This window comes from Micromonospora sp. RTGN7 (assembly GCF_033804645.1).
GTDB lineage: Bacteria > Actinomycetota > Actinomycetes > Mycobacteriales > Micromonosporaceae > Micromonospora.
This window is the reverse complement of the sequence record NZ_JAPZLF010000011.1, coordinates 15,920-33,708: the sequence shown is the minus strand read 5'-3', so window position 1 is coordinate 33,708 and position 17,789 is coordinate 15,920. Positions and strand designations below refer to the sequence as shown.

Below are 17,789 nucleotides of genomic sequence, written 5' to 3'. Positions count from 1 at the left end.
CTCCCCGCGATCTTGCACTCGCGGCCCCTCATATGTGCCTTTTCGCGGCTTTCATCGGGGCCCCAAGTGCAAGATCGCGGGCGGGGTGGGGGTGGGGTGGGGGTGGGGGTTGGGGGTGGGGTTTGGGGTGGGGTTAGGCGATCTCGACGATTAGTTCGACCTCTACCGGGGCGTCGAGGGGGAGTTCTGCTACGCCTACTGCGGAGCGGGCGTGCCGGCCGGCCTCGCCGAAGACCGCGCCGAACAGGTCGGACGCACCGTTGATTACGCCCGGCTGACCGGTGAAGCCGGACGCGCTCGCGACGAACCCGGTCACCTTGACGATCTTGACGACGTTCTCCAGGCCGACCAGGGCGTCCACCGCCGCGAGGGCGTTCAGGGCGCACCGCTGCGCCAGGTCCTTCGCCTGCTCGGTGGAGACCCCGGCACCGACCTTCCCGGTGGCGAGCAGCTTGCCCTGCGCCATGGGGAGCTGCCCCGAGACGTAGACGTGCTGCCCGGACTGGACGGCCGGCACGTAGCTGGCCACCGGGGGCACCACCTCGGGCAGTTCCAGCCCGAGTTCGGCGAGCTTGGCGTGCGGTCCGTTGCTCACGTCGCTCACGCCTTCGGACGCTTGAGGTACGCGACGAGCTGCTCCGGGTTGGGGCCGGGAACCACGGAGACGAGTTCCCAGCCGTCCTCACCCCAGTTGTCGAGGATCTGCTTGGTCGCGTGGACCAGCAGCGGGACGGTCGAGTATTCCCACTTCTGCATAAGTGCAGGGCTCCCTAGGAGGCGACGACGGGTTGTCGCCCCCAGCCTACGATCTGAGGCCACCACCCGGCGCGGGACGCTGCTCCGGGGCGGTTGGCGGCTCGCCGCAGGGCCCCTCGTGGTCGTAGCACTGGGGGCAGCGGGAGCGGTCCGGCAGCAGCAGGTCACAGAAGACCCGGTGCCGGTTGTTCTGGTCGTCGGCGGTGGAGACCGTGGTCTCCCCGGCATCCAGCTCGGGCAGGAAGCCCAGCGAGACCGCCACCTTGCCGGCCAGCGCGGTCGCCGTCGCCAGGTCGGCCACCCGGATCGGCAGGTGGATGACGTACCCGGTTTCCTCCTCGTCCCGGGGGCGCTCGGCCGGCCGACTCAGGATGCGCAACATCTCCCCCGGGTCGGTGAGCCGCCGGTAGGACCGCTCGTTGAACGGCAGGCCGGTGACCGGGCCCTCCTCACCGGCGGGGCCGGACCCGAGCCGCCGGGTGCCTCCGGTGGGCGGAAACTGGGCTCGGGAGAATTCGTTGGTGTCGCGCATGCACTGCCTCCGGGCCTCGCGCCTGATCAAGTCGTCACCATTCGGCTCGGACCGTCTGCCGATCCGGCCCCCCCATGCCGGCACGAACGTAGGACCGATTTCCGACAGGGACAACGGGACGCGCACGCCTGATTACCAAAAGTCACATATGCGACAGATTGCAGGTCGGATACCGGACCGCGACTATCGGCGTTCCATGACCGAAAACTCGCGTCTTCCGGCCGGGGCCCCACTCGGGAAGCGGTTCACAGCTACCCTTCCCGTCGGACGGACACGCGCGGCCCGTCCGCCTTCGCTCGACCAGCCCTGGCGTCCTCGCCGACGAGGGGCCGCACCCCCGGGGGACCGACATGACCCAACCGCCCGACGGCAGCGCCACCGGATCGCCTTCCGGTCCGCCCTCCGGTCCGCCCGTCGGATCACCCGTCGGTCCGCCCGTCGGATCACCCGTCGGTCCGCCCGTCGGATCGCCCGTCGGTCCGCCCGTCGGATCGCCCTCCGGTCCGCCCGTCGGTCCGCCCGTCGGCGACCGCGCCCCCAGCCTGCCGGGCGGCCCGGTCCCCGCGGCCCCGCCGGGCGGCGCCTCCGGTCCGTTCGACGTACAGCCCGGCCAGCCCCCCGTCGGCGGTTCCACCCAGCCCGCACCCTTCGGCGGCCCGGCCCAGGCCGCCCCCTTCGGCGGCCCGGCCCAGCCTCCACCGTTCGGCAGCACCGCCCAGGCCGCACCGTTCGGCGCTTCGGGTAGCCCCATGTCGGGCGCGGTGGCGCCGCCCGCGCCGGGTTATCCGCCGTACCCCACCCCGGCCGCACCCAAGAAGAAGCGCGGCCTGCTGATCGCCTCGATCGTGGTCGTCCTGGCGCTGCTGCTCTGCGGCGGCGGTGGCGCCGCCGCGTTCTTCACCCTGCGCAACGTCGAGAGCGGCGAGGGCGCCAAGGAGCCGGCCGAGGCGGTGGACCGCTTCCTCACCGCCGTCTACCGGGAGCGGGACGCGAAGAAGGCCAACAGCTACGTCTGCGCCGCGTCCCAGGACGACAAGAAGATCGCCGCGAAGGTCGCGGAGGTGCGGCAGTACGCCGAGCAGCACAAGAACCCCCAGTTCTCCTGGCCCACGCCGAAGGTGGACGAGCAGACCGGCGAGCGGGCCACGGTCACCACCAAGGTGACCATGACCACGGCCGACGAGAAGGTCGCCGACCAGGATCTCCGCTTCACCGTGGTGCAGAAGACCGGCTGGCGGGTCTGCGAGATCGCCTGACCGGTCCACGGTCGGTGGGGGCCGCCCCGATGGCCGCCGACACGTTGGTCGCCGGGTGGATAGGCTCGATGGGTGCGAGCAGCTGAGCGGCCGGCGGACCCGGCCGGTACGGAGTGGCCGGCCCGCCTTCACGTGGTGACCGGCAAGGGCGGCACCGGCAAGACCAGCGTGGCGGCGGCGCTGGCGCTGGCGCTGGCCACCGAGGGCCGGCGCACCCTGCTGGTCGAGGTCGAGGGGCGGCAGGGCATCGCCCAGCTCTTCGGCACCGACCCGCTGCCGTACGCCGAGCGGCACCTGGCCGACGCCCCGGGCGGCGGGGAGGTGCGGGCCCTGGCGGTGGACGCCGAGGAGGCCCTGCTGGAGTACCTCGACATGTTCTACAAGCTCGGTGCCGCCGGCCGGGCGCTGCGCAAGCTCGGCGCTATCGACTTCGCCACCACCATCGCCCCCGGCCTGCGCGACGTGCTGCTCACCGGCAAGGTCAAGGAGGCCACCACCCGCACCGCCGGCCAGCGCCGGGTGTACGACGCGGTGGTGCTGGACGCGCCGCCGACCGGACGGATCGGTCGGTTCCTCAACGTGACGGCAGAGACGGCCCGGCTGGCCAAGGTCGGCCCGATCAAGACCCAGAGCGATGGGGTCTCCGCGTTGCTGCGCTCCCCGATGACCGCGGTGCACGTGGTGACGCTGCTGGAGGAGATGCCGGTCCAGGAGACCGTGGACGCAATCGGCGAGCTGACCCGGCTCGGCTTCCCGGTGGGCCGGGTGATCATCAACGCGGCCCGTCCGCCCCTGCCCGCCGGGCGGGCGGTGAGCGCGGCGGAGCTGCGGCGCGGGCTGGTCGCCGCCGGGCTGCCGGCCGACCGGGACACCGTCGCCGGGCTCGCCGACGAGGCGCGCGACCAGCTCATCCGCCGGGAGCTGGAGGACTCGCTCCGGACCGAGCTGGGCGGGCTGGGGCTGCCCCTGACCGAACTGCCGCTGCTGCCCGGCGGGGTGGACCGGGCGGGGCTGGAAACGCTGACCCGGGCGCTCGTCCGGGGGGATTGACTGACTCACACTGAAGCCGGCACGGCGCGGATACTCCCCGGAGCCCGATACGCTCGATTGGTGCCTTCCGAAGACCCAGCACCGCAGCTGGACGTCGACCAGATCCTCGCCGACCCCGGCGTGCGGATCGTGGTGTGCTGCGGGGCGGGCGGAGTGGGCAAGACGACCACCGCCGCCGCGCTCGCCCTGCGGGCCGCCGAGCAGCACGGCCGGCGCACGGTGGTGCTCACCATCGACCCGGCCCGCCGGTTGGCCCAGTCGCTCGGCCTGACCGAGTTGGACAACACTCCTCGCCAGGTCAAGGGGATCGACGTCGAGGCCAGCGGCGGTGAGTTGCACGCCATGATGCTGGACATGAAGCGGACCTTCGACGACGTGGTCCTTCAGCACACCGACCCGGCGAAGGCCACGGAGATCTTCGCCAACCCCTTCTACCAGGCCATGAGCTCCACCTTCGCCGGCACGCAGGAATACATGGCGATGGAGAAGCTCGGCCAGTTGCACGCCCGGGGCGAGTGGGACCTGATTGTGGTGGACACCCCGCCCTCGCGTTCGGCGCTGGACTTCCTGGACGCCCCCGCCCGGCTCTCCCGATTCCTCGACGGGCGGATGCTGCGGCTGCTGCTGGCGCCGGCGCGCACCGGGGGGCGGAGCATGTTCAGCTTCGTCACCGCGAGCTTCGGCGTGTTCTCAAAGGTGGTGCAGAAGGTGCTCGGCGCCCAACTGCTCACCGATCTCTCCGGCTTCGTGGCGGCGCTGGACTCGATGTTCGGCGGCTTCCGGCAGCGCGCCGAGCAGACGTACCGGATCCTCCAGGCGGGGGAAACGGCGTTCCTGCTGGTCGCGGCGCCGGAGCCGGACGCGGTCCGGGAGGCGGCGTACTTCGCCGGGCGGCTGCGCGAGGAGCGGATGCCGCTGGCCGGCCTGGTGCTCAACCGGGTGCATACGCTGACGGTCGGCTCCCTGGACGCGGCGACCAGCCTGGCCGCCGCCGAGCGGCTGGCCGAGGCCGGCGGGCACTCCGGCACGGTCGAGGTGCTGCGGGCCCACGCCGTGCTGGCCCAGCAGGCGCTGCGCGAACAGCAGGTGGGTGCCCGGTTCACCGAGGCGTTCCCGGAGGTGCCGGCGGTGTCGGTGCCGGCGCAGCCCGCCGACGTGCACGACGTCGACGGGCTGCGGACGATCGGCGTGGCGATCAGCCGGCCGTGACCGGAGTCACCCAGCAGTGACGAGAACCTTGTCCTTACCGGACTTGTCCTTCGCGTTCTTCTTCATGGCCGCCTCGAACATCTTCCGCCAGCTGGCAACCTGAGGGTGACGGCGCAGCAGTGCCCGGCGTTCTCGCTCGGTCATGCCACCCCACACCCCGAACTCAATCCGGTTGTCGAGCGCGTCGGCCAGGCACTCGTACCGAACTGGGCAGCTCCGGCAGATCCGCTTCGCCACGTTCTGTTCAGCGCCCTGTACGAACAGCGCGTCCGGGTCCCCGTTCTGACATGCCGCCAGTGACGGCCAGTCAGTGATCATGCCCATGTGTACACGTCCCCCCTTGCAGTACCGACCGACGTCGCGCGACCAAGCCGTTCTGACCCCCCGGCCGTCCGCCCGACCTCCCCAGGGCGGCACGGACGACGCGTGGCTCTGTCACCGCCACCATCATGCTCTGTAGTCGACTGATTACGCAACGTTGTCGGCAAAATCCATCATTACGGACACTCCCGGCTTCCCGGGCCTTCGGCCCCCGTCTACCCGGCCGGAGTACGTGAAAACGCCGCGCCGCTCCTCCGATCGGTGGAGACTCATCGCCGGATCCACGCAACCTCACACCAGGGTTCGTGCGTTTAGCACAACGAGGTCGGCGCGCGCAGGAAATGGGGAAAAGACGCCCCAGCGCCCCTCGTTCCCTACTCGCGTACTCTGTCGAAGGTGACCTGGATGCGGAAACGTGACCATAATGTGCTGACCAACGCCGCATCGCTACTCATCTGTGGCCTGCTGGCCGGCGTGGTGGTCGCGGCGGCGGCCTTCCCCGCAGTGGCGATGTCCGGGCTGGCCGTCAAGGCCGGCGCTGAGACCTTCGGGGCCCTGCCCAGTGAGCTGACGGTGGCGAGCGCGCCCCAGATCAGCTACCTGTACGCCTCCGACAGCAAGACACCCCTGGCGACCATGTACGACGAGAACCGGCGCAACGTGAAGTTCGCCGATATCTCGCCGTACATGGTGAAGGCGATCGTCGGCGCCGAGGACCACGGCTTCTACAAGCACAACGGCGTTGACTTCAACGGCGTCGCCCGGGCGTTCGTCAACAACCAGTCGAACGCAGCCTCCCAGCAGGGCGCGTCGACCCTGACGATGCAGTACGTCCGGCTGGCCATCGCGTACTCGGCCACCCACCCGGCCGACGTGGTCGCCGCGACCGAGGACACCGGCGCCCGCAAGCTCAAGGAAATGAAGATGGCCCTTCAGGTCGACAAGGAGCTCTCCAAGGACGAGATCCTCACCCGCTACCTGAACATCGCCGCCTTCGGCAACGGCGCGTACGGCGTCTACGCCGCCAGCCAGGTCTACTTCGGCAAGCCGCCGAGCAAGCTCAAGATCGAGGAAGCGGCCATGCTCGCCGGCATGGTGAAGGCCCCGACCACCAACGACCCGACCACCACGGCCGGGTACCCGCTGGCCCTCGCGCGGCGTGACTACGTCATCGACAACATGCTCAGCATCGGCGCCATCACCAAGGAGGAGGCCGAGGCGGCCAAGGCCACCAAGATGGTGGTCAAGAACAAGAAGACCCCGAACGGCTGCGTCGCCACCAACAAGAAGGAGTGGGGCTTCTTCTGCGACTACTTCTACCGCTGGTGGATGCAGCAGGAGGCGTTCGGCTCGACCTCGTACGACCGGGAGCGGCGGCTCAAGAGCGGCGGCTACTCCATCACCACCACCCTCGACGTACAGGCGCAGGAGGGCTCCGACAAGGCGGTCCGCAAGGGCCTCGGGGTCAACAGCAAGGCGGCCCGGATGGTCTCGACGATCGAGCCGGGCACGGGGCGGGTCCGGGCGCTCTCGGTGAACCGGAACTTCAAGATCGACGACCCGGACAAGCCGCAGAACAAGATCAGCAGTGACCCGAGGAAGGCCAAGAAGGGCGTCCGGGGCAACTACCCCAACACGGTGATCCCGCTGCTCACCGGCGGCGGTGACATCAGGGGATACCAGGCGGGCTCGACGTTCAAGATCTTCACCATCGTGGCCGCGCTGGAGAAGGGCATCCCGCTCAGCTCGACGATCAACTCGCCGAAGCAGTTCAAGTCGGAATACATCATCGACAGCAGCAGCCCGGCGGCCTGCCCGGGCACCCACTTCTACTGCCCGACGAACTCGGTGGAGTCGATGGCCGGCGTGCACAACATGTGGAGCGCGTTCGGCAGCTCGGTGAACACCTTCTTCGTCCCGCTCCAGCAGCGGGTCGGCTCGGAGAACGTGGTCAAGGCGGCGCAGAAGCTGGGCATCCAGTTCCGCTCGGCCGAGGACGCCAAGTTCGCCAACAACAAGGAAGCCGCGCACCAGTGGGGCGCGTTCACCCTGGGCGTCTCGGCCACCACACCGCTGGACCTGGCCAACGCGTACGCGACCCTGGCCGCCGACGGCAAGTACTGCGAGCCGATCCCGGTGCAGGAGATCAAGGGCCCGGACGGCAAGAAGCTGGACATCGCCAACCCGCGTTGCGAGCAGCGGATCAGCACCGAGGTCGCCCGCGCGGCCGTGGACGCAGCCCGCTGCCCGGTCGGCGACCGGTCGGCGACCTCCAAGTGCATCGGCGCGACCGCCCGCGGCGTGCGAGGCATCGTCGGCAAGCCGGTGGCCGGCAAGTCCGGCACCACCGACTCGGAGAAGACCTCCTCCCTGGTCGTGATGACCAAGCAGTACGCGGTCGCCGGCATCCAGGCCGACCCAGACTGGCCGCAGACCAACCAGAAAATGGGTCACGACGTCCCGACGGGCATCAACCCCCCGGTGTACGAAACGCTGCGCGACGCCATGAAGGGCAAGAAGGGCATCGAGTTCACCCCGCCCAGCGGCAAGATCATGGAGGGTGACCAGCGCCCCATCCCCGACGTGAAGTGCCTGGACATCGAGACCGCGAAGAACCGGATCAAGGGCGCCGGCTTCGACCCGGTGGTCTCCTCCGCCCGGGTGCCGTCGACCTGCCCGGCCGGCAAGGTCGCCGGCACCAGCCCGAACGGCCGCACCATCAAGGATGGCGTGGTGACGATCGAGGTCAGCAGCGGAAGCGGCAAGCCGGTCAACCCTCCGGTCAACGATGGCACCGGCGGGCTGCCGGGCCAGGGCGGTCGCCCCGGGCGCCCCGGCTGACCGATCCGGGCCCAGGCCACGACGTGACGGGCGGGCATCCCCTCGGGGGTGCCCGCCCGTCACCGTTGCCGTCACTGACCATGAACTGAGTCACCAGGCTCAGCTGCCCCGTAGCGCGTCCCGGACAACAGGGTCCAGCGGGCGAGCGGGGCCGTGCACGAGCGCCGCAACGGTTTCCAGCCGGCCGGCGAGCCGGTCCCCCGGTTGGCGGCGGTCCGCCGCCACCTCAGTGCCCAGAACGATGACGACGTCCGCCGTCGGCGCGCCGGACCCGGCGTACACGTGGCCGTGTGCGGCGATCTGCGTCCACGCCTACGGGACACTGACGAGAAGCAGCTCGCCCGCCGCCCTGGGTGTCAGAGGCCGAGCTGTCGGCGTACCTCGGCGGCCACCCGGCCCCCCTCGGCCCGGCCCGCCACCGCGGCCTGAGCCGCCTTCATGGCTGGGCCCATCTGGGCCTTGCCGCTGAACCCGCCGGCGGCCAGCGCCCCCGCGACAAGCTCGGCCAACTCCCCGTCGGGAAGCTGCTTCGGCAGGTAGAGCTCCAGCACGTCGCCTTCGGCGGTCTCCTTCGCGGACTGCTCGGCGCGGCCCGCGTCCCCGAAGGCGGTGGCGGCCTCGCGCCGCTTCTTCGCCTCCTTGGTCAGCACCACGAGCACCTCGTCGTCGGTGAGCTCGCGCTTGGCCTTGCCGGCGACCTCGGCCGTGCCGACGGCGGCCAGCGCCATCCGCAGGGTGGAGGTGGTCAGCTCGTCGCGCGCCTTGAGTGCGGCGCGCATGTCGGCGGTGAGGCGGTCCTTCAACGTGCTCATGAACGGTGAAACTACCCTGATTGGCATGCGAAAGCGCACACTATTCCGGCTCGCCCTCGGGACCGCCGCCGCCGGAGCGGCCACCCTGGCATACGCGTCGCTCATCGAGCGCAACATGTTCACCCTGCGCCGGTTCGACGTGCCGGTGCTTCCCGCCGACACCGAGCCGCTGCGCGTGCTGCACCTGTCGGACCTACACATGATGCCCGAGCAGCGGCGCAAGCAGGAATGGGTGGCGTCGCTCGCGGCGCTGGACCCTGACCTGGTCGTGGTCACCGGGGACAACATGGCAGACCCGGGCGCGGTGCCCGGCGTGCTGCGCGCCCTCCAGCCGCTGCTGGACCTCCCCGGCGCCTTCGTGTTCGGCTCGAACGACTACACCGGCCCGGTGCTGAAGAACCCGTTCAGCTACCTGCTTCCGAACCGGGAGTACGCTGAGGGCGTCGAACTGCCCCACGAGGAGCTACGCGAGATCCTCACCGGCGCAGGCTGGGCGGACCTCAACAACGCCCGGACGACGCTCAAGGCGGGCGGGCTGCTGATCGAGCTGGTCGGGGTCGACGACCCGCACATCGAGCGGGACGACTATCCCACCGTCGCCGGCCCGGTCTCGCCCTCGGCCGAGCTGTCGATCGCCCTGACCCACTCCCCCGAGCCGGCCGTGCTCGACCGGATGGCCGGGGACGGCTTCGGCCTGCTGCTCGCCGGCCACACCCACGGCGGCCAGGTCTGCGTGCCCGGCGTCGGGGCGCTGGTGACCAACTGCGGGCTGCCCCGGTCGATGGCGAAGGGCCTACACCGCTGGCCCGGCTCCGACTCGTGGCTGCACGTCTCCGCCGGCCTGGGTACCCACCCGACCGCACCGGTGCGGTTCGCCTGCCGCCCGGAGGCGAGCATCCTCACCCTGATCCCACGCTGACCTACGGCTCGGCCCGGCCCGGCCCGGGTCGGCCCGGGTCGGGTCGGGTCGGGTCGACCCCGCCGGGTCGGGCTCGGGGCTCGGGGCTCGGGCTCGGGGCTCGGGCTCGGGGCTCGGGGCTCGGGCTCGCCGGGCCTGGCCTGGGTGTGATTTGCGCCGCTACGCAGCTGCCCCGCCTGCGCTACCGCCGGCCGGGCCTGGGGCATCGCCCCGGGGTGCCCAGCGGGCGGTCAGGCTCGGGGCGACGGCTCTCCGACGCAACCGCAGCCCTGTGCGGCGGGTCGACCAGGGCTGCGGTGCTGGTCGGCGCAGCTTTGGCACTGAGTCGTCAGCAACATCGGCCCCGGGGCGGTCCGGGGCCCGGCGGAGTGACGGGCTCCGGAGAGGTACCGAGTTTGACCATCGGATCGAGTGGGCTACTATTTGTCCGCACGCCTCGGGGTGTGGCGCAGCTTGGTAGCGCGCTTCGTTCGGGACGAAGAGGTCGTCGGTTCGAATCCGGCCACCCCGACAGAGGTCAGAGGGCACATCCGATCGATGGATGTGCCCTCTAGTGCTTCCTGAGTGACTAACTGAGTGACTAGCCTTCCGGGGTCAGCGCGAAGATGCGGTCCATGGCGACCGCTCCGCTCAGCAGTACCGGCCGCAGTTGGTGCCGGTAGACCTTCTCCGTGACCGTGGTGCCGGAGTGCCCGCACAGGTCGGCGATGTCCTCCAGACTCACGCCGCTACTCGACAGGACCGAGACGAAGCTGTGCCGCAGCTCCCAGGGCGTCCAGTCGGCAGCATTGAGCCCGGCCTTGCAACGACCCGCCGGAACGCTCGCCGGACGTTAGCGGCGTCCAGGGCACCACCGACCGAACTCGTGAACACGAGGTCCCCCGGCGGCCAGTCCTTCCCGGCTTTCTTCCGGTCCCGATCTTGCAGCGCCGCCGAACTGGCCGCGCGTAACCAGCCCGGTGGGTTCTGGGTTGCCACCGCCATCCCCGCCGCTGCTGATCACGCCATCGTGGGCAGCGTCCCGCTCGACGAGGTGCAGCGCCTGGCCGTGCTCACCGACGGTGCGGCACGGATCGTGGATCTCTTCGGCGCTCTCGACTGGCCTGCGGTGCTCGACAACCTCAGCACACGCGGACCCGTCGAACTGATGCGCCAGGTACGGACGTTGGAGGGCGCCGACCCGCAGGGCACGCGTTGGCCGCGCAACAAGCGGAGCGATGACGCGACGGTCGTCTACGCGGCGTAGAGCGTCTGGGGTGGCGCGGCATGGAACGACGGCAGGGTCCCTGAGCAAATTAGCCCTGGTAGAAACTGTCTGCACGTCTTCAAGGCGGCCCTGAACGGGCCGCACGCGCCGCCGCCAGGGCGCGAGTCCGACGCTCCGCTGTCGCTCCACGCCGGCCACGCAACACGCCCGGCGGCTGGCGCGGAAAGCGGGGAGCCCCGGGGCCGCCGCAGACGGTAGCGCCGAGAGTTGTTGAGGTTCGCGGGCCGGCAGCCGGCCGCGAGAGCCGACTCCGCCTGTTCGGCAGCGTCCGTACGTGCGTCAAGGTCCGCTTGACGCTGCGGACGGGACGCCGGCTAGCTTCGGGGCTAGACAGCGGTTGTACAAGCCTCCTAGACTTACGTACATAACTGGCGACACCTTGTACAAGGAGGATCTAGATATGGCGAAAGGCCCCCACAACCCCGCGCAGCGTGTGGTACTGCCTAACGGCATGTGGCTGCTGCTCTACGAGAACGGCACGGTGAAGGTCGGCGGATACGACCGAACCCTCGCTGTCAGCGAGGTGTTGAACCGCGAAGGCGGCGCTCACGTCTTCATCCGCGTGACCCCCGACCCGGACAAGAACGAGCTCAGAACGCCGAGTCCCCGGGCGGACGACCTCGTCACGGTTAAGCGCGGGGTGATAGACAAGCTGCGCGACATCTGACAGCCGCCGCTGACGCATCGGTTGGGGTGACTAACTGAGTGACGACGCAGTGGCCCTGTTGCTGTCGACAGCAACAGGGCCAGACGTGGAGAATCGATGGCGGGCGGCTACGGATCAGCGCCCGGCGTCAGAGACGGGCGCGGAAGCGCCCGGACGGAGCGCGCAGAGCTTACAAGCGAGGGGTTGCCAGCCTCGGCGATGATCGACGCGGGTCCGCGAACCGGAACGCCGTGCGGCAGGATGGGCCGGTGAGCGACGCGCAGGACGCCGACGAGACCGTCAACCATGGGTGGTTCTCGGTGCGGTGCGTTTTGCAATACGGCAGCGACGCGCCGTTCGTGTATGAGGAACGCATTACGGTGTGGCGGGCAGTGAGCTTCGATGCAGCCGTCGCCCTGGCCGAGGCCGAAGCCGCCGAGTACGCGAACAAGATCAGCTGCAGCTACCTCGGCTTTGCGCAGGCATACCGGATGTTTGATGAGCTTGGCTACGGTGCCGAGGTCTACTCGCTGATGAGAGACAGCGAGCTTCCTCCGGACGCGTACCTGACGGCGTTCTTCGACACCGGCGAGGAGCGGCACGAGACCTTGGACGAGCCAGCGGCCGATCAGCAGGTACAGCAGAGAAGCACAGCAACCCACCGCGCCGAACCCATCCACGAGGAACACCGAACCACCAGTTGAGCTCGTATCGGGCCGCGTCGAGCCGCCTTGCCGGAAATCCATAGGTTCAGGGCTACGGTGATGACCAGGCCGAGCCCGAAGAAGGACGCCTAGCGTCAACTGCTCGACCGCACTGATCGGCAACGATCGGCAAGAGCCGACGACGTGTGTCCGGCTCCCCCCAGCGGGGGTCAGGTTGGCTGGCGTGCTGCTCTCTCGACTTCTTGTAGTACCAGTCCGAGGGTCTGTGAGCGGCGGTCTGCTGGCAGCGTTGCCCAGGCTCGTCGGGCGTAGGCGAGTCCTCCGGATCGGTCTCCGGACTTGGTCATCATGAGGGCGCGGTGTAGCTCGATCCGGCCGCGTACCCAGACCCGGATGGCCAGGTCGTCGGAGCGGTCAGCGGCGATCCGGGCGGTGTCGTACCAGCCGATCGCCTCGGTCGGGTCTTTGGTGGTCTTGCCGTAGGTCGTGAGTGCGCGGGCTGCGGTCGCCCACATCGTCGGGGAGTCGAGCTGCTGTTGCAGGACGACGAGGTCACCGGCAAGCCTGGTCTGAAGGGAGTCGGCACCGATCTCCATGTAGTCGCGGCCGTAGTGTTCGACCCGATCGCGCCAGCGGTCCTCACAGACTGCCCGGTCGCCACCGCCGCCCGTGACGTACTCCGAGCAGCCAAGGAAGTACAGCTGTGGAGTACAGCAACCAAACCGACTACATCCGACCCCGACGATCCTCAAATGCCGGATGACCTCGGACGACACCCGATCTGACCGCCTCGTCGAGAGTTCAGCCCCCGCCGGGCGGGCGGGACCGGCGCGGTCAGTACGCGTACGTGACCGAGATGGTGACGTTGGTGCAGGAGCTGGCCAGGCTGGTCAGGGCGTCCTTCTCGGCCGTGTCGACGGTGAGCCGCCAGCGGGTCTTGGTGGCCACCCACTCGTTGACGTAGCGGCAGCGTGCCGAGCTGTACGACGGCATCCAGGTGGCCGGGTCCTTGTCACCTTTGGACTGGTTGACGTTGTCGGTCACCGCGACCAGGGACCGGGGGTCGTCCAGATCGTTGGCGTACGCCTGGCGGCGGCTGGTGGACCAGTTGCGCGCGCCGGAGTCCCAGGCCTCGGCGAGCGGGACCATGTGGTCGATGTCGACGTCGCCGGTCGCCGTCCAGTAGGCGTGGTCGTAGTAGGAGTACCAGCGCCCGCCGGAGAGGGTGCAGCTTCCGGTGATCGTCGGCGCGGTGACGGCCTCGGCGAGCAGGACCTCGTTGCGGGTGTTGCACTTGTCGCCGTCGGCGTCGATCCAGTGCGGGAAGAGGCCCCGGCTGTAGCCGGTGCGCACCTCGGTGGCCACGGTCAGGGCCGCGACGGCGGTCCGCAGCGGCGCGGAGTAGCTGGCGGCCCAGGCGGGGTTCGCCAGTCCGACGGTAGCGGCCAGGGTGGCGGCGAGGGTGGTCGCGGCCACGCGCAGCGTACGGTTCATGGTGCTCCGTCCAGGTCGGAAGAGGATCGCCCGTCGTGCATATCGACAGGCGTAACATTCCCACAGCCAGGACTCCCATGTAAACGCTCCACGAATCCGCCGTGCGGCATCGCCCGGCCGGAACCGGTCATCCGGTCAGAGGTCGGTCACCCAGTGCCGGGTACGGAAGACCCGGCCCCGCCACGGCGTCACCGAGCTGACATCCCAGCCCGCCGCGCGTTGCACCCCGAGATGATGACCTTCGAAGCCTGGCTGGAACGCGCTCCGGCAGCCGGAGTACCAGCAGGTGTTCGGAGGTTAGCCGGGTAGCCGCCGACCCGACCGACCGCCCACGCTGCGCCGCTCAGTCGTGCAGTTCGGTGCGCCGGATCTCGGCGAACGCGGCGGTCAGCCAGCCATCGAGCGGCCGGGTCGTCCCGCCCAGCAGGTCGGCCAGGAGCAGCGGCGCGTGCCGGGCCAGCGCGGCCGGGTCGGGCCGGGTCGCGTCGTCGTCCGGGTCGTACACGCCGAGCGCGCCGGCCAGCAGCACCAGCACCACGTGCGGGTCGACGTCCGTGCGCCAGCTCGCCGCTCCCCGGACACAGGCCTCCAGCACCTGCCGGATGTCATCGCCGTCCAGCCCGTCCGGGTGGGTCTCCTCCAGCAGCAGGCGGACCACCGCGCCGAGCACCAAACCGGACCGGTCCGCACCGGTGAGCCGGTCGACCGCGTCGTCGTACGCCTCCGGGTCGCGCGCCCGGGCCGCGGTCACGGCGTCGGTGGCCGCCACGGCGATCTCACGGGCCGGCGCGGGCAGGTGTCGCCAGGTCGTCGTCATCGCGACCAGGATGGCAGACCGGTCCGACGTACGACGGCTCACCCCGAGCCGGGTCGAACGCCGAGCGCCGGGCCACGTCGAGCGCCGGGCGGAGGGCGGCTCCCCCCTCATGAGAGCCGCCCACCGCCCCGACCGGACGGATCCGGTCCCGTGCTCAGCAGGACGTGTAGCTGCCGCTGCTCTTCCACGAACAGGAGTCGATCAGCGTGCCGGCGACGTTGCGCACATACGCCGTGTCACCGTCGTTGTTCCAGATGTACGCCCCCGACCCCCAGTAACGGTGGGTCGCAGTGTTGGTGCCCTTGCCGGTGTGGAGGTAAACACTCGCCCCGGCGGCGAGTCGGAAGTCGCCGGCGAACTTGTAGACGTGGCTCGACTTGTCACGCACCGTCCACGACTTCAGGTTGACGGCCGCGGACCGGCGGTTGGTGAGCTTCACGTACTCGGCGTTCAGGCTGCTGTTGGACCGGTTGTCGGTGCCCGGCGAGTTGTAGTAGACCTTGGTGATCTGGATGGCCGGGGTCGCTGCCTGCGCGGGTCCGGCCACGGCGAGCAATCCACCGACAGTGACAGCCACGGCCACGGCGACGCCGGTCAGCCTCTTCTTCAACATGATCCCCCACATGCTGACGGTCGGCCTCTGACAGCACCGACGCGGAATGTGCGCCAAGGCTATCGATTCACCCGGCCGATGTTGACCATGATGGGACGGCGCCGACAACTACCGACCGTGAGGACCCCCGATCGCGACCGAACGGCGCAACGCACGATGCCAACGGCGTTTCCGCTCTGCGCCAACGGCGGCCGGGACCGACGCGAACGGCGACTGGTCTCCGTGTGACGGCAGTTCCCGTCAACCGCGCAGCGCCTCGGCGACCAACGACTCGACGGCGGGAGACTCCCACCGGTCAGCGACCCCGGGCCGGCCCGCCAGGTAGCCGGCGATCCGGGACGCGTCCCAGCCGTGCGCCTCGCGCAGGCCGCCGGCGAGCATCGCGAGGTACACCGGCGCGGGCGCGTTCCACTCGACATCCGCCGCCCGCCACGGCGCGGTGAAGGTCAGCATCGGTACGCCGTCGCAAACGCCGGTGCGGACCAGCGTCTCGTACCGGCCCGGCCCGAGGGTGGCCCGCCCGTCGGCGACGGCGACCCCGATCAGGTCGGGGTCGACGCCGGGCTCGCGGTACATCTCCTGTGCGGCGAGGTCCGCGAACTGCCCGACGGTGAGCAGCCACGCCCGGGCCGCTGCCCGGCCGGGCAGCTCCTGGTCGTAGAAGGCCATCCCGCCGGTCCAGGCCCGGGACTCGCCGGCGAAGTAGATGCCGCCGGGCACCAGCACCGCCGCCGACCGGCGCGGGGGCCGGCAGTCCCGACAGCCCGGGTACGTCCGCAGCCCGCCCGGGGGTCGGCCCCCGCCGAGGTACCAGGCCAGCCGGGCGGCGTACATGTTGGAGCCGTACGCGACGTACCAGAGCAGGTCGTCCACGGCCGGCTCAGCGCGCACCGGTCTGGCCGACCCGGAGGCCGACCCGCACGGCGCCCGGTCGGTCGGCAGTCTGGTGGATGTCGCCGAGCGGGGCGGTGGGCATCGCGTCCTCCAGGTCGTCCGGTGCGCTCAGGCTATCGCCGCCCGGCTGAATCCACAGGCTTCGTCCACACCCTGTGGATAGCACATGTGTACGACGGATCCTGATCTTGGGAAGGTGGCCCTGAGCTGCGGTGAGTACGCTTGATCGGACTGCCGCCCCTCCCCTGCGACTGGAACGAAGTGCGCCTAGACCACCACCGCGTCATCCGGGACGTCACGGTCCGCCTGGCAATGGCGTCGACCGCTGTCGAGGCGTGCCAGTGGGCCGTCACCACGCTGGCCCGGCACGCGTCGGCCACCATCTCCGTCCTGCTCCCGGTGCAGGACCGGCTCCGCTGCGTCGCGGCCACCGGCGCCTGGCAGGTGTTCGCGACCGTACCGCCGAAGGCCGGTGTCGTCGGCCGGGTGTACGCCTCCGGCAAGCCCGCCACCGTTCCCGACGTCGCCGAGGACCCGGACTACCTCCCGATCCGCCCGGACGTGACCGCCGAAATCTGCGTGCCGGTGCTCGACCCGGCCGGCCGGCCGATCGGGGTGCTCGACCTTCAGTGGAGTGGGCCGGTGCAGCTCGGCCTGTGGCGGGAGACCGCCGAGCGTGTCGCCGGCCGGCTCGGTGCCCGGATCACCGCCCTCGGTGGCCCGCCGGCCGAGAGCCGCAGCGAAAAGCTGCTACGCCACGCCGCCGCGCTGACCGCCGCCCCCACCACGGGGGACCTGATGACCGCGGCGATCTACGCGGCCCGGGAGGTCTCCAGCCTCTCCGCAGCCGTGCTGCTGCTGGCCGACGGGTCGGGCCCCCGGCTGGGCGCCCCGACCGGCACGCCCGACGAGTTGGAGTCCCGGGTACGGGCCGAGCTGACCGAGGCCGGCGCCCCGGCGCTGAACCGCATGATCACCCGGGCCCACCGGCACGGCGCCGGTTACACCCTGGGAGAGGCGGGACACCCGCCCACGGAGGAGTACCGTCCGCTCGTCGACGCCGGGGTACGCACCCTGGTGGCGGTGCCGGTCGGCCCACCGGACGGAGGCGGGCTGCTACTGGTCGCCGACGAGCGGCTGCTGCAGCCCGATTCGATCACGGTCAACCTGATGGAACTGCTCGGTGGGCAGGCGTGGACCTGCCTGGACCGGCTACGCACCCTGGCCCAACTGCGCGAGCAGGCCAGCTCCGACCCGCTGACCGGGCTGCGCCACACGGGGCCGTTCGGGCAGCGGATCGCCCGCGCCACGCCGGGGCGTACGGCCCTGTTGGCGATCGACGTGGACGGCTTCAAGGCCGTCAACGACACGTACGGCCACCAGGCTGGCGACCGGCTGCTGGTCGAGCTGGCCCGGGCGCTGGAGGCGGCGCTGCGCCAGGGCGACGAGCTGTACCGGATCGGCGGGGACGAGTTCGTAGCGGTGATCGAGGTACACCGCCCCGAGGAGGCGGTCCGGATCGCCGAGCGGTTGGCCGAGGCTGCCCGGGACGTCGGCCGCACCGTCAGCATCGGTGTCGCCCTGCCCCGTCCCGGGGAACCGCCCGAGACCACCCTCCGCCGCGCCGACCAGGCCCTTTACCTAGCCAAACGCCAGGGCCGCGACACCGTCCGCCTCGCCACCACCTAACCCCACCC

The 17,789-nt window shown here is 70.5% G+C and carries 19 protein-coding genes, 1 tRNA gene and 1 pseudogene; 10 read left to right on the top strand and 11 right to left on the bottom strand.

The genetic code is table 11. The features are described 5' to 3' along the window. Positions 1-133 precede the first annotated feature (133 nt). The 3 genes from SNR22_RS17820 to SNR22_RS17810 are packed head-to-tail and all read right to left on the bottom strand — an operon-like array spanning position 134 to position 1,288. Entirely contained in the window at positions 134-595 is a 462-nt protein-coding gene (locus SNR22_RS17820; RefSeq protein WP_320067725.1) for a RidA family protein, read from the bottom strand. A 5-nt stretch (positions 596-600) separates the two neighbouring features. Beyond that, positions 601-756 (bottom strand): DUF4177 domain-containing protein, encoded by a 156-nt coding sequence (locus SNR22_RS17815; protein ID WP_018222171.1) that lies wholly within the window; start codon positions 754-756, stop codon positions 601-603. A gap of 46 nt (positions 757-802) precedes the next feature. After that, positions 803-1,288 carry a hypothetical protein gene (locus SNR22_RS17810; RefSeq protein ID WP_413775654.1) on the bottom strand — a complete coding sequence of 162 codons (486 nt, stop codon included), beginning with the start codon at positions 1,286-1,288 and terminating at the stop codon, positions 803-805. A gap of 542 nt (positions 1,289-1,830) precedes the next feature. Here SNR22_RS17810 and SNR22_RS17805 point away from each other — a divergent pair. From SNR22_RS17805 to SNR22_RS17795, 3 genes are all read left to right on the top strand, one after another. Continuing rightward, positions 1,831-2,544, top strand: a complete 714-nt coding sequence (locus SNR22_RS17805; protein WP_413775658.1) for a hypothetical protein — start codon at positions 1,831-1,833, stop codon at positions 2,542-2,544. Positions 2,545-2,616: 72 nt separating this feature from the next. Further along, positions 2,617-3,594 carry an ArsA-related P-loop ATPase gene (locus SNR22_RS17800; RefSeq protein ID WP_320067723.1) on the top strand — a complete coding sequence of 326 codons (978 nt, stop codon included), beginning with the start codon at positions 2,617-2,619 and terminating at the stop codon, positions 3,592-3,594. Positions 3,595-3,651: 57 nt separating this feature from the next. Continuing rightward, the gene (locus SNR22_RS17795) at positions 3,652-4,803 is read left to right on the top strand and encodes an ArsA family ATPase (RefSeq protein ID WP_320067722.1); all 1,152 of its coding nucleotides are present in this window, start codon (positions 3,652-3,654) and stop codon (positions 4,801-4,803) included. Positions 4,804-4,809: 6 nt separating this feature from the next. Here SNR22_RS17795 and SNR22_RS17790 read toward each other — a convergent pair whose 3' ends face one another. Beyond that, the gene (locus SNR22_RS17790; protein ID WP_320067721.1) at positions 4,810-5,127 is read right to left on the bottom strand and encodes a WhiB family transcriptional regulator; all 318 of its coding nucleotides are present in this window, start codon (positions 5,125-5,127) and stop codon (positions 4,810-4,812) included. Between the two features lie 402 nt (positions 5,128-5,529). Between SNR22_RS17790 and SNR22_RS17785 the strand changes: the two genes are divergently transcribed. Then, positions 5,530-7,965 carry a penicillin-binding protein gene (locus tag SNR22_RS17785; RefSeq protein WP_320067720.1) on the top strand — a complete coding sequence of 812 codons (2,436 nt, stop codon included), beginning with the start codon at positions 5,530-5,532 and terminating at the stop codon, positions 7,963-7,965. A 356-nt stretch (positions 7,966-8,321) separates the two neighbouring features. Here SNR22_RS17785 and SNR22_RS17780 read toward each other — a convergent pair whose 3' ends face one another. Continuing rightward, positions 8,322-8,777 (bottom strand): GatB/YqeY domain-containing protein, encoded by a 456-nt coding sequence (locus tag SNR22_RS17780; protein ID WP_320067719.1) that lies wholly within the window; start codon positions 8,775-8,777, stop codon positions 8,322-8,324. Between the two features lie 25 nt (positions 8,778-8,802). Here SNR22_RS17780 and SNR22_RS17775 point away from each other — a divergent pair, with 25 nt between their 5' ends. Beyond that, on the top strand, positions 8,803-9,696 hold the full coding sequence (locus tag SNR22_RS17775; RefSeq protein ID WP_320067718.1) for a metallophosphoesterase: 894 nt from the start codon (positions 8,803-8,805) through the stop codon (positions 9,694-9,696). Positions 9,697-10,133: 437 nt separating this feature from the next. Next, a tRNA-Pro gene (locus SNR22_RS17770) sits at positions 10,134-10,207 on the top strand. A gap of 69 nt (positions 10,208-10,276) precedes the next feature. Here SNR22_RS17770 and SNR22_RS17765 read toward each other — a convergent pair. Beyond that, positions 10,277-10,572: pseudogene (locus tag SNR22_RS17765) on the bottom strand (tyrosine-type recombinase/integrase); the annotation flags it as partial. Between SNR22_RS17765 and SNR22_RS17760 the strand changes: the two are divergent. The 3 genes from SNR22_RS17760 (at position 10,562) to SNR22_RS17750 (ending at position 12,313) form a co-directional block, all read left to right on the top strand. Beyond that, positions 10,562-10,942, top strand: a complete 381-nt coding sequence (locus SNR22_RS17760) for a hypothetical protein (protein WP_320067889.1) — start codon at positions 10,562-10,564, stop codon at positions 10,940-10,942. The pseudogene SNR22_RS17765 and the gene SNR22_RS17760 sit on opposite strands and share 11 nt — an antisense overlap. 472 nt (positions 10,943-11,414) lie before the next feature. Then, complete coding sequence (locus SNR22_RS17755) at positions 11,415-11,630, top strand: hypothetical protein (RefSeq protein ID WP_320067717.1); 216 nt, start codon at positions 11,415-11,417, stop codon at positions 11,628-11,630. A gap of 248 nt (positions 11,631-11,878) precedes the next feature. Continuing rightward, the gene (locus SNR22_RS17750; RefSeq protein ID WP_320067716.1) at positions 11,879-12,313 is read left to right on the top strand and encodes a hypothetical protein; all 435 of its coding nucleotides are present in this window, start codon (positions 11,879-11,881) and stop codon (positions 12,311-12,313) included. A 170-nt stretch (positions 12,314-12,483) separates the two neighbouring features. Here SNR22_RS17750 and SNR22_RS17745 read toward each other — a convergent pair whose 3' ends face one another. From SNR22_RS17745 to SNR22_RS17725, 5 genes are all read right to left on the bottom strand, one after another. Next, on the bottom strand, positions 12,484-13,050 hold the full coding sequence (locus tag SNR22_RS17745) for a hypothetical protein (RefSeq protein WP_320067715.1): 567 nt from the start codon (positions 13,048-13,050) through the stop codon (positions 12,484-12,486). 58 nt (positions 13,051-13,108) lie between these two features. Further along, a complete protein-coding gene (locus tag SNR22_RS17740; protein ID WP_320067714.1) occupies positions 13,109-13,768 on the bottom strand; it encodes an HNH endonuclease family protein in 660 nt (219 codons plus the stop codon). Between the two features lie 343 nt (positions 13,769-14,111). After that, entirely contained in the window at positions 14,112-14,585 is a 474-nt protein-coding gene (locus tag SNR22_RS17735; RefSeq protein ID WP_320067713.1) for a hypothetical protein, read from the bottom strand. 154 nt (positions 14,586-14,739) lie between these two features. Continuing rightward, complete coding sequence (locus SNR22_RS17730; RefSeq protein WP_320067712.1) at positions 14,740-15,198, bottom strand: lamin tail domain-containing protein; 459 nt, start codon at positions 15,196-15,198, stop codon at positions 14,740-14,742. 240 nt (positions 15,199-15,438) lie between these two features. Next, positions 15,439-16,089 carry a histone deacetylase gene (locus SNR22_RS17725; RefSeq protein WP_320067711.1) on the bottom strand — a complete coding sequence of 217 codons (651 nt, stop codon included), beginning with the start codon at positions 16,087-16,089 and terminating at the stop codon, positions 15,439-15,441. Between the two features lie 315 nt (positions 16,090-16,404). Here SNR22_RS17725 and SNR22_RS17720 point away from each other — a divergent pair, with 315 nt between their 5' ends. Further along, positions 16,405-17,781, top strand: a complete 1,377-nt coding sequence (locus SNR22_RS17720; RefSeq protein WP_320067710.1) for a sensor domain-containing diguanylate cyclase — start codon at positions 16,405-16,407, stop codon at positions 17,779-17,781. The last annotated feature ends 8 nt before the right edge of the window (positions 17,782-17,789 follow it).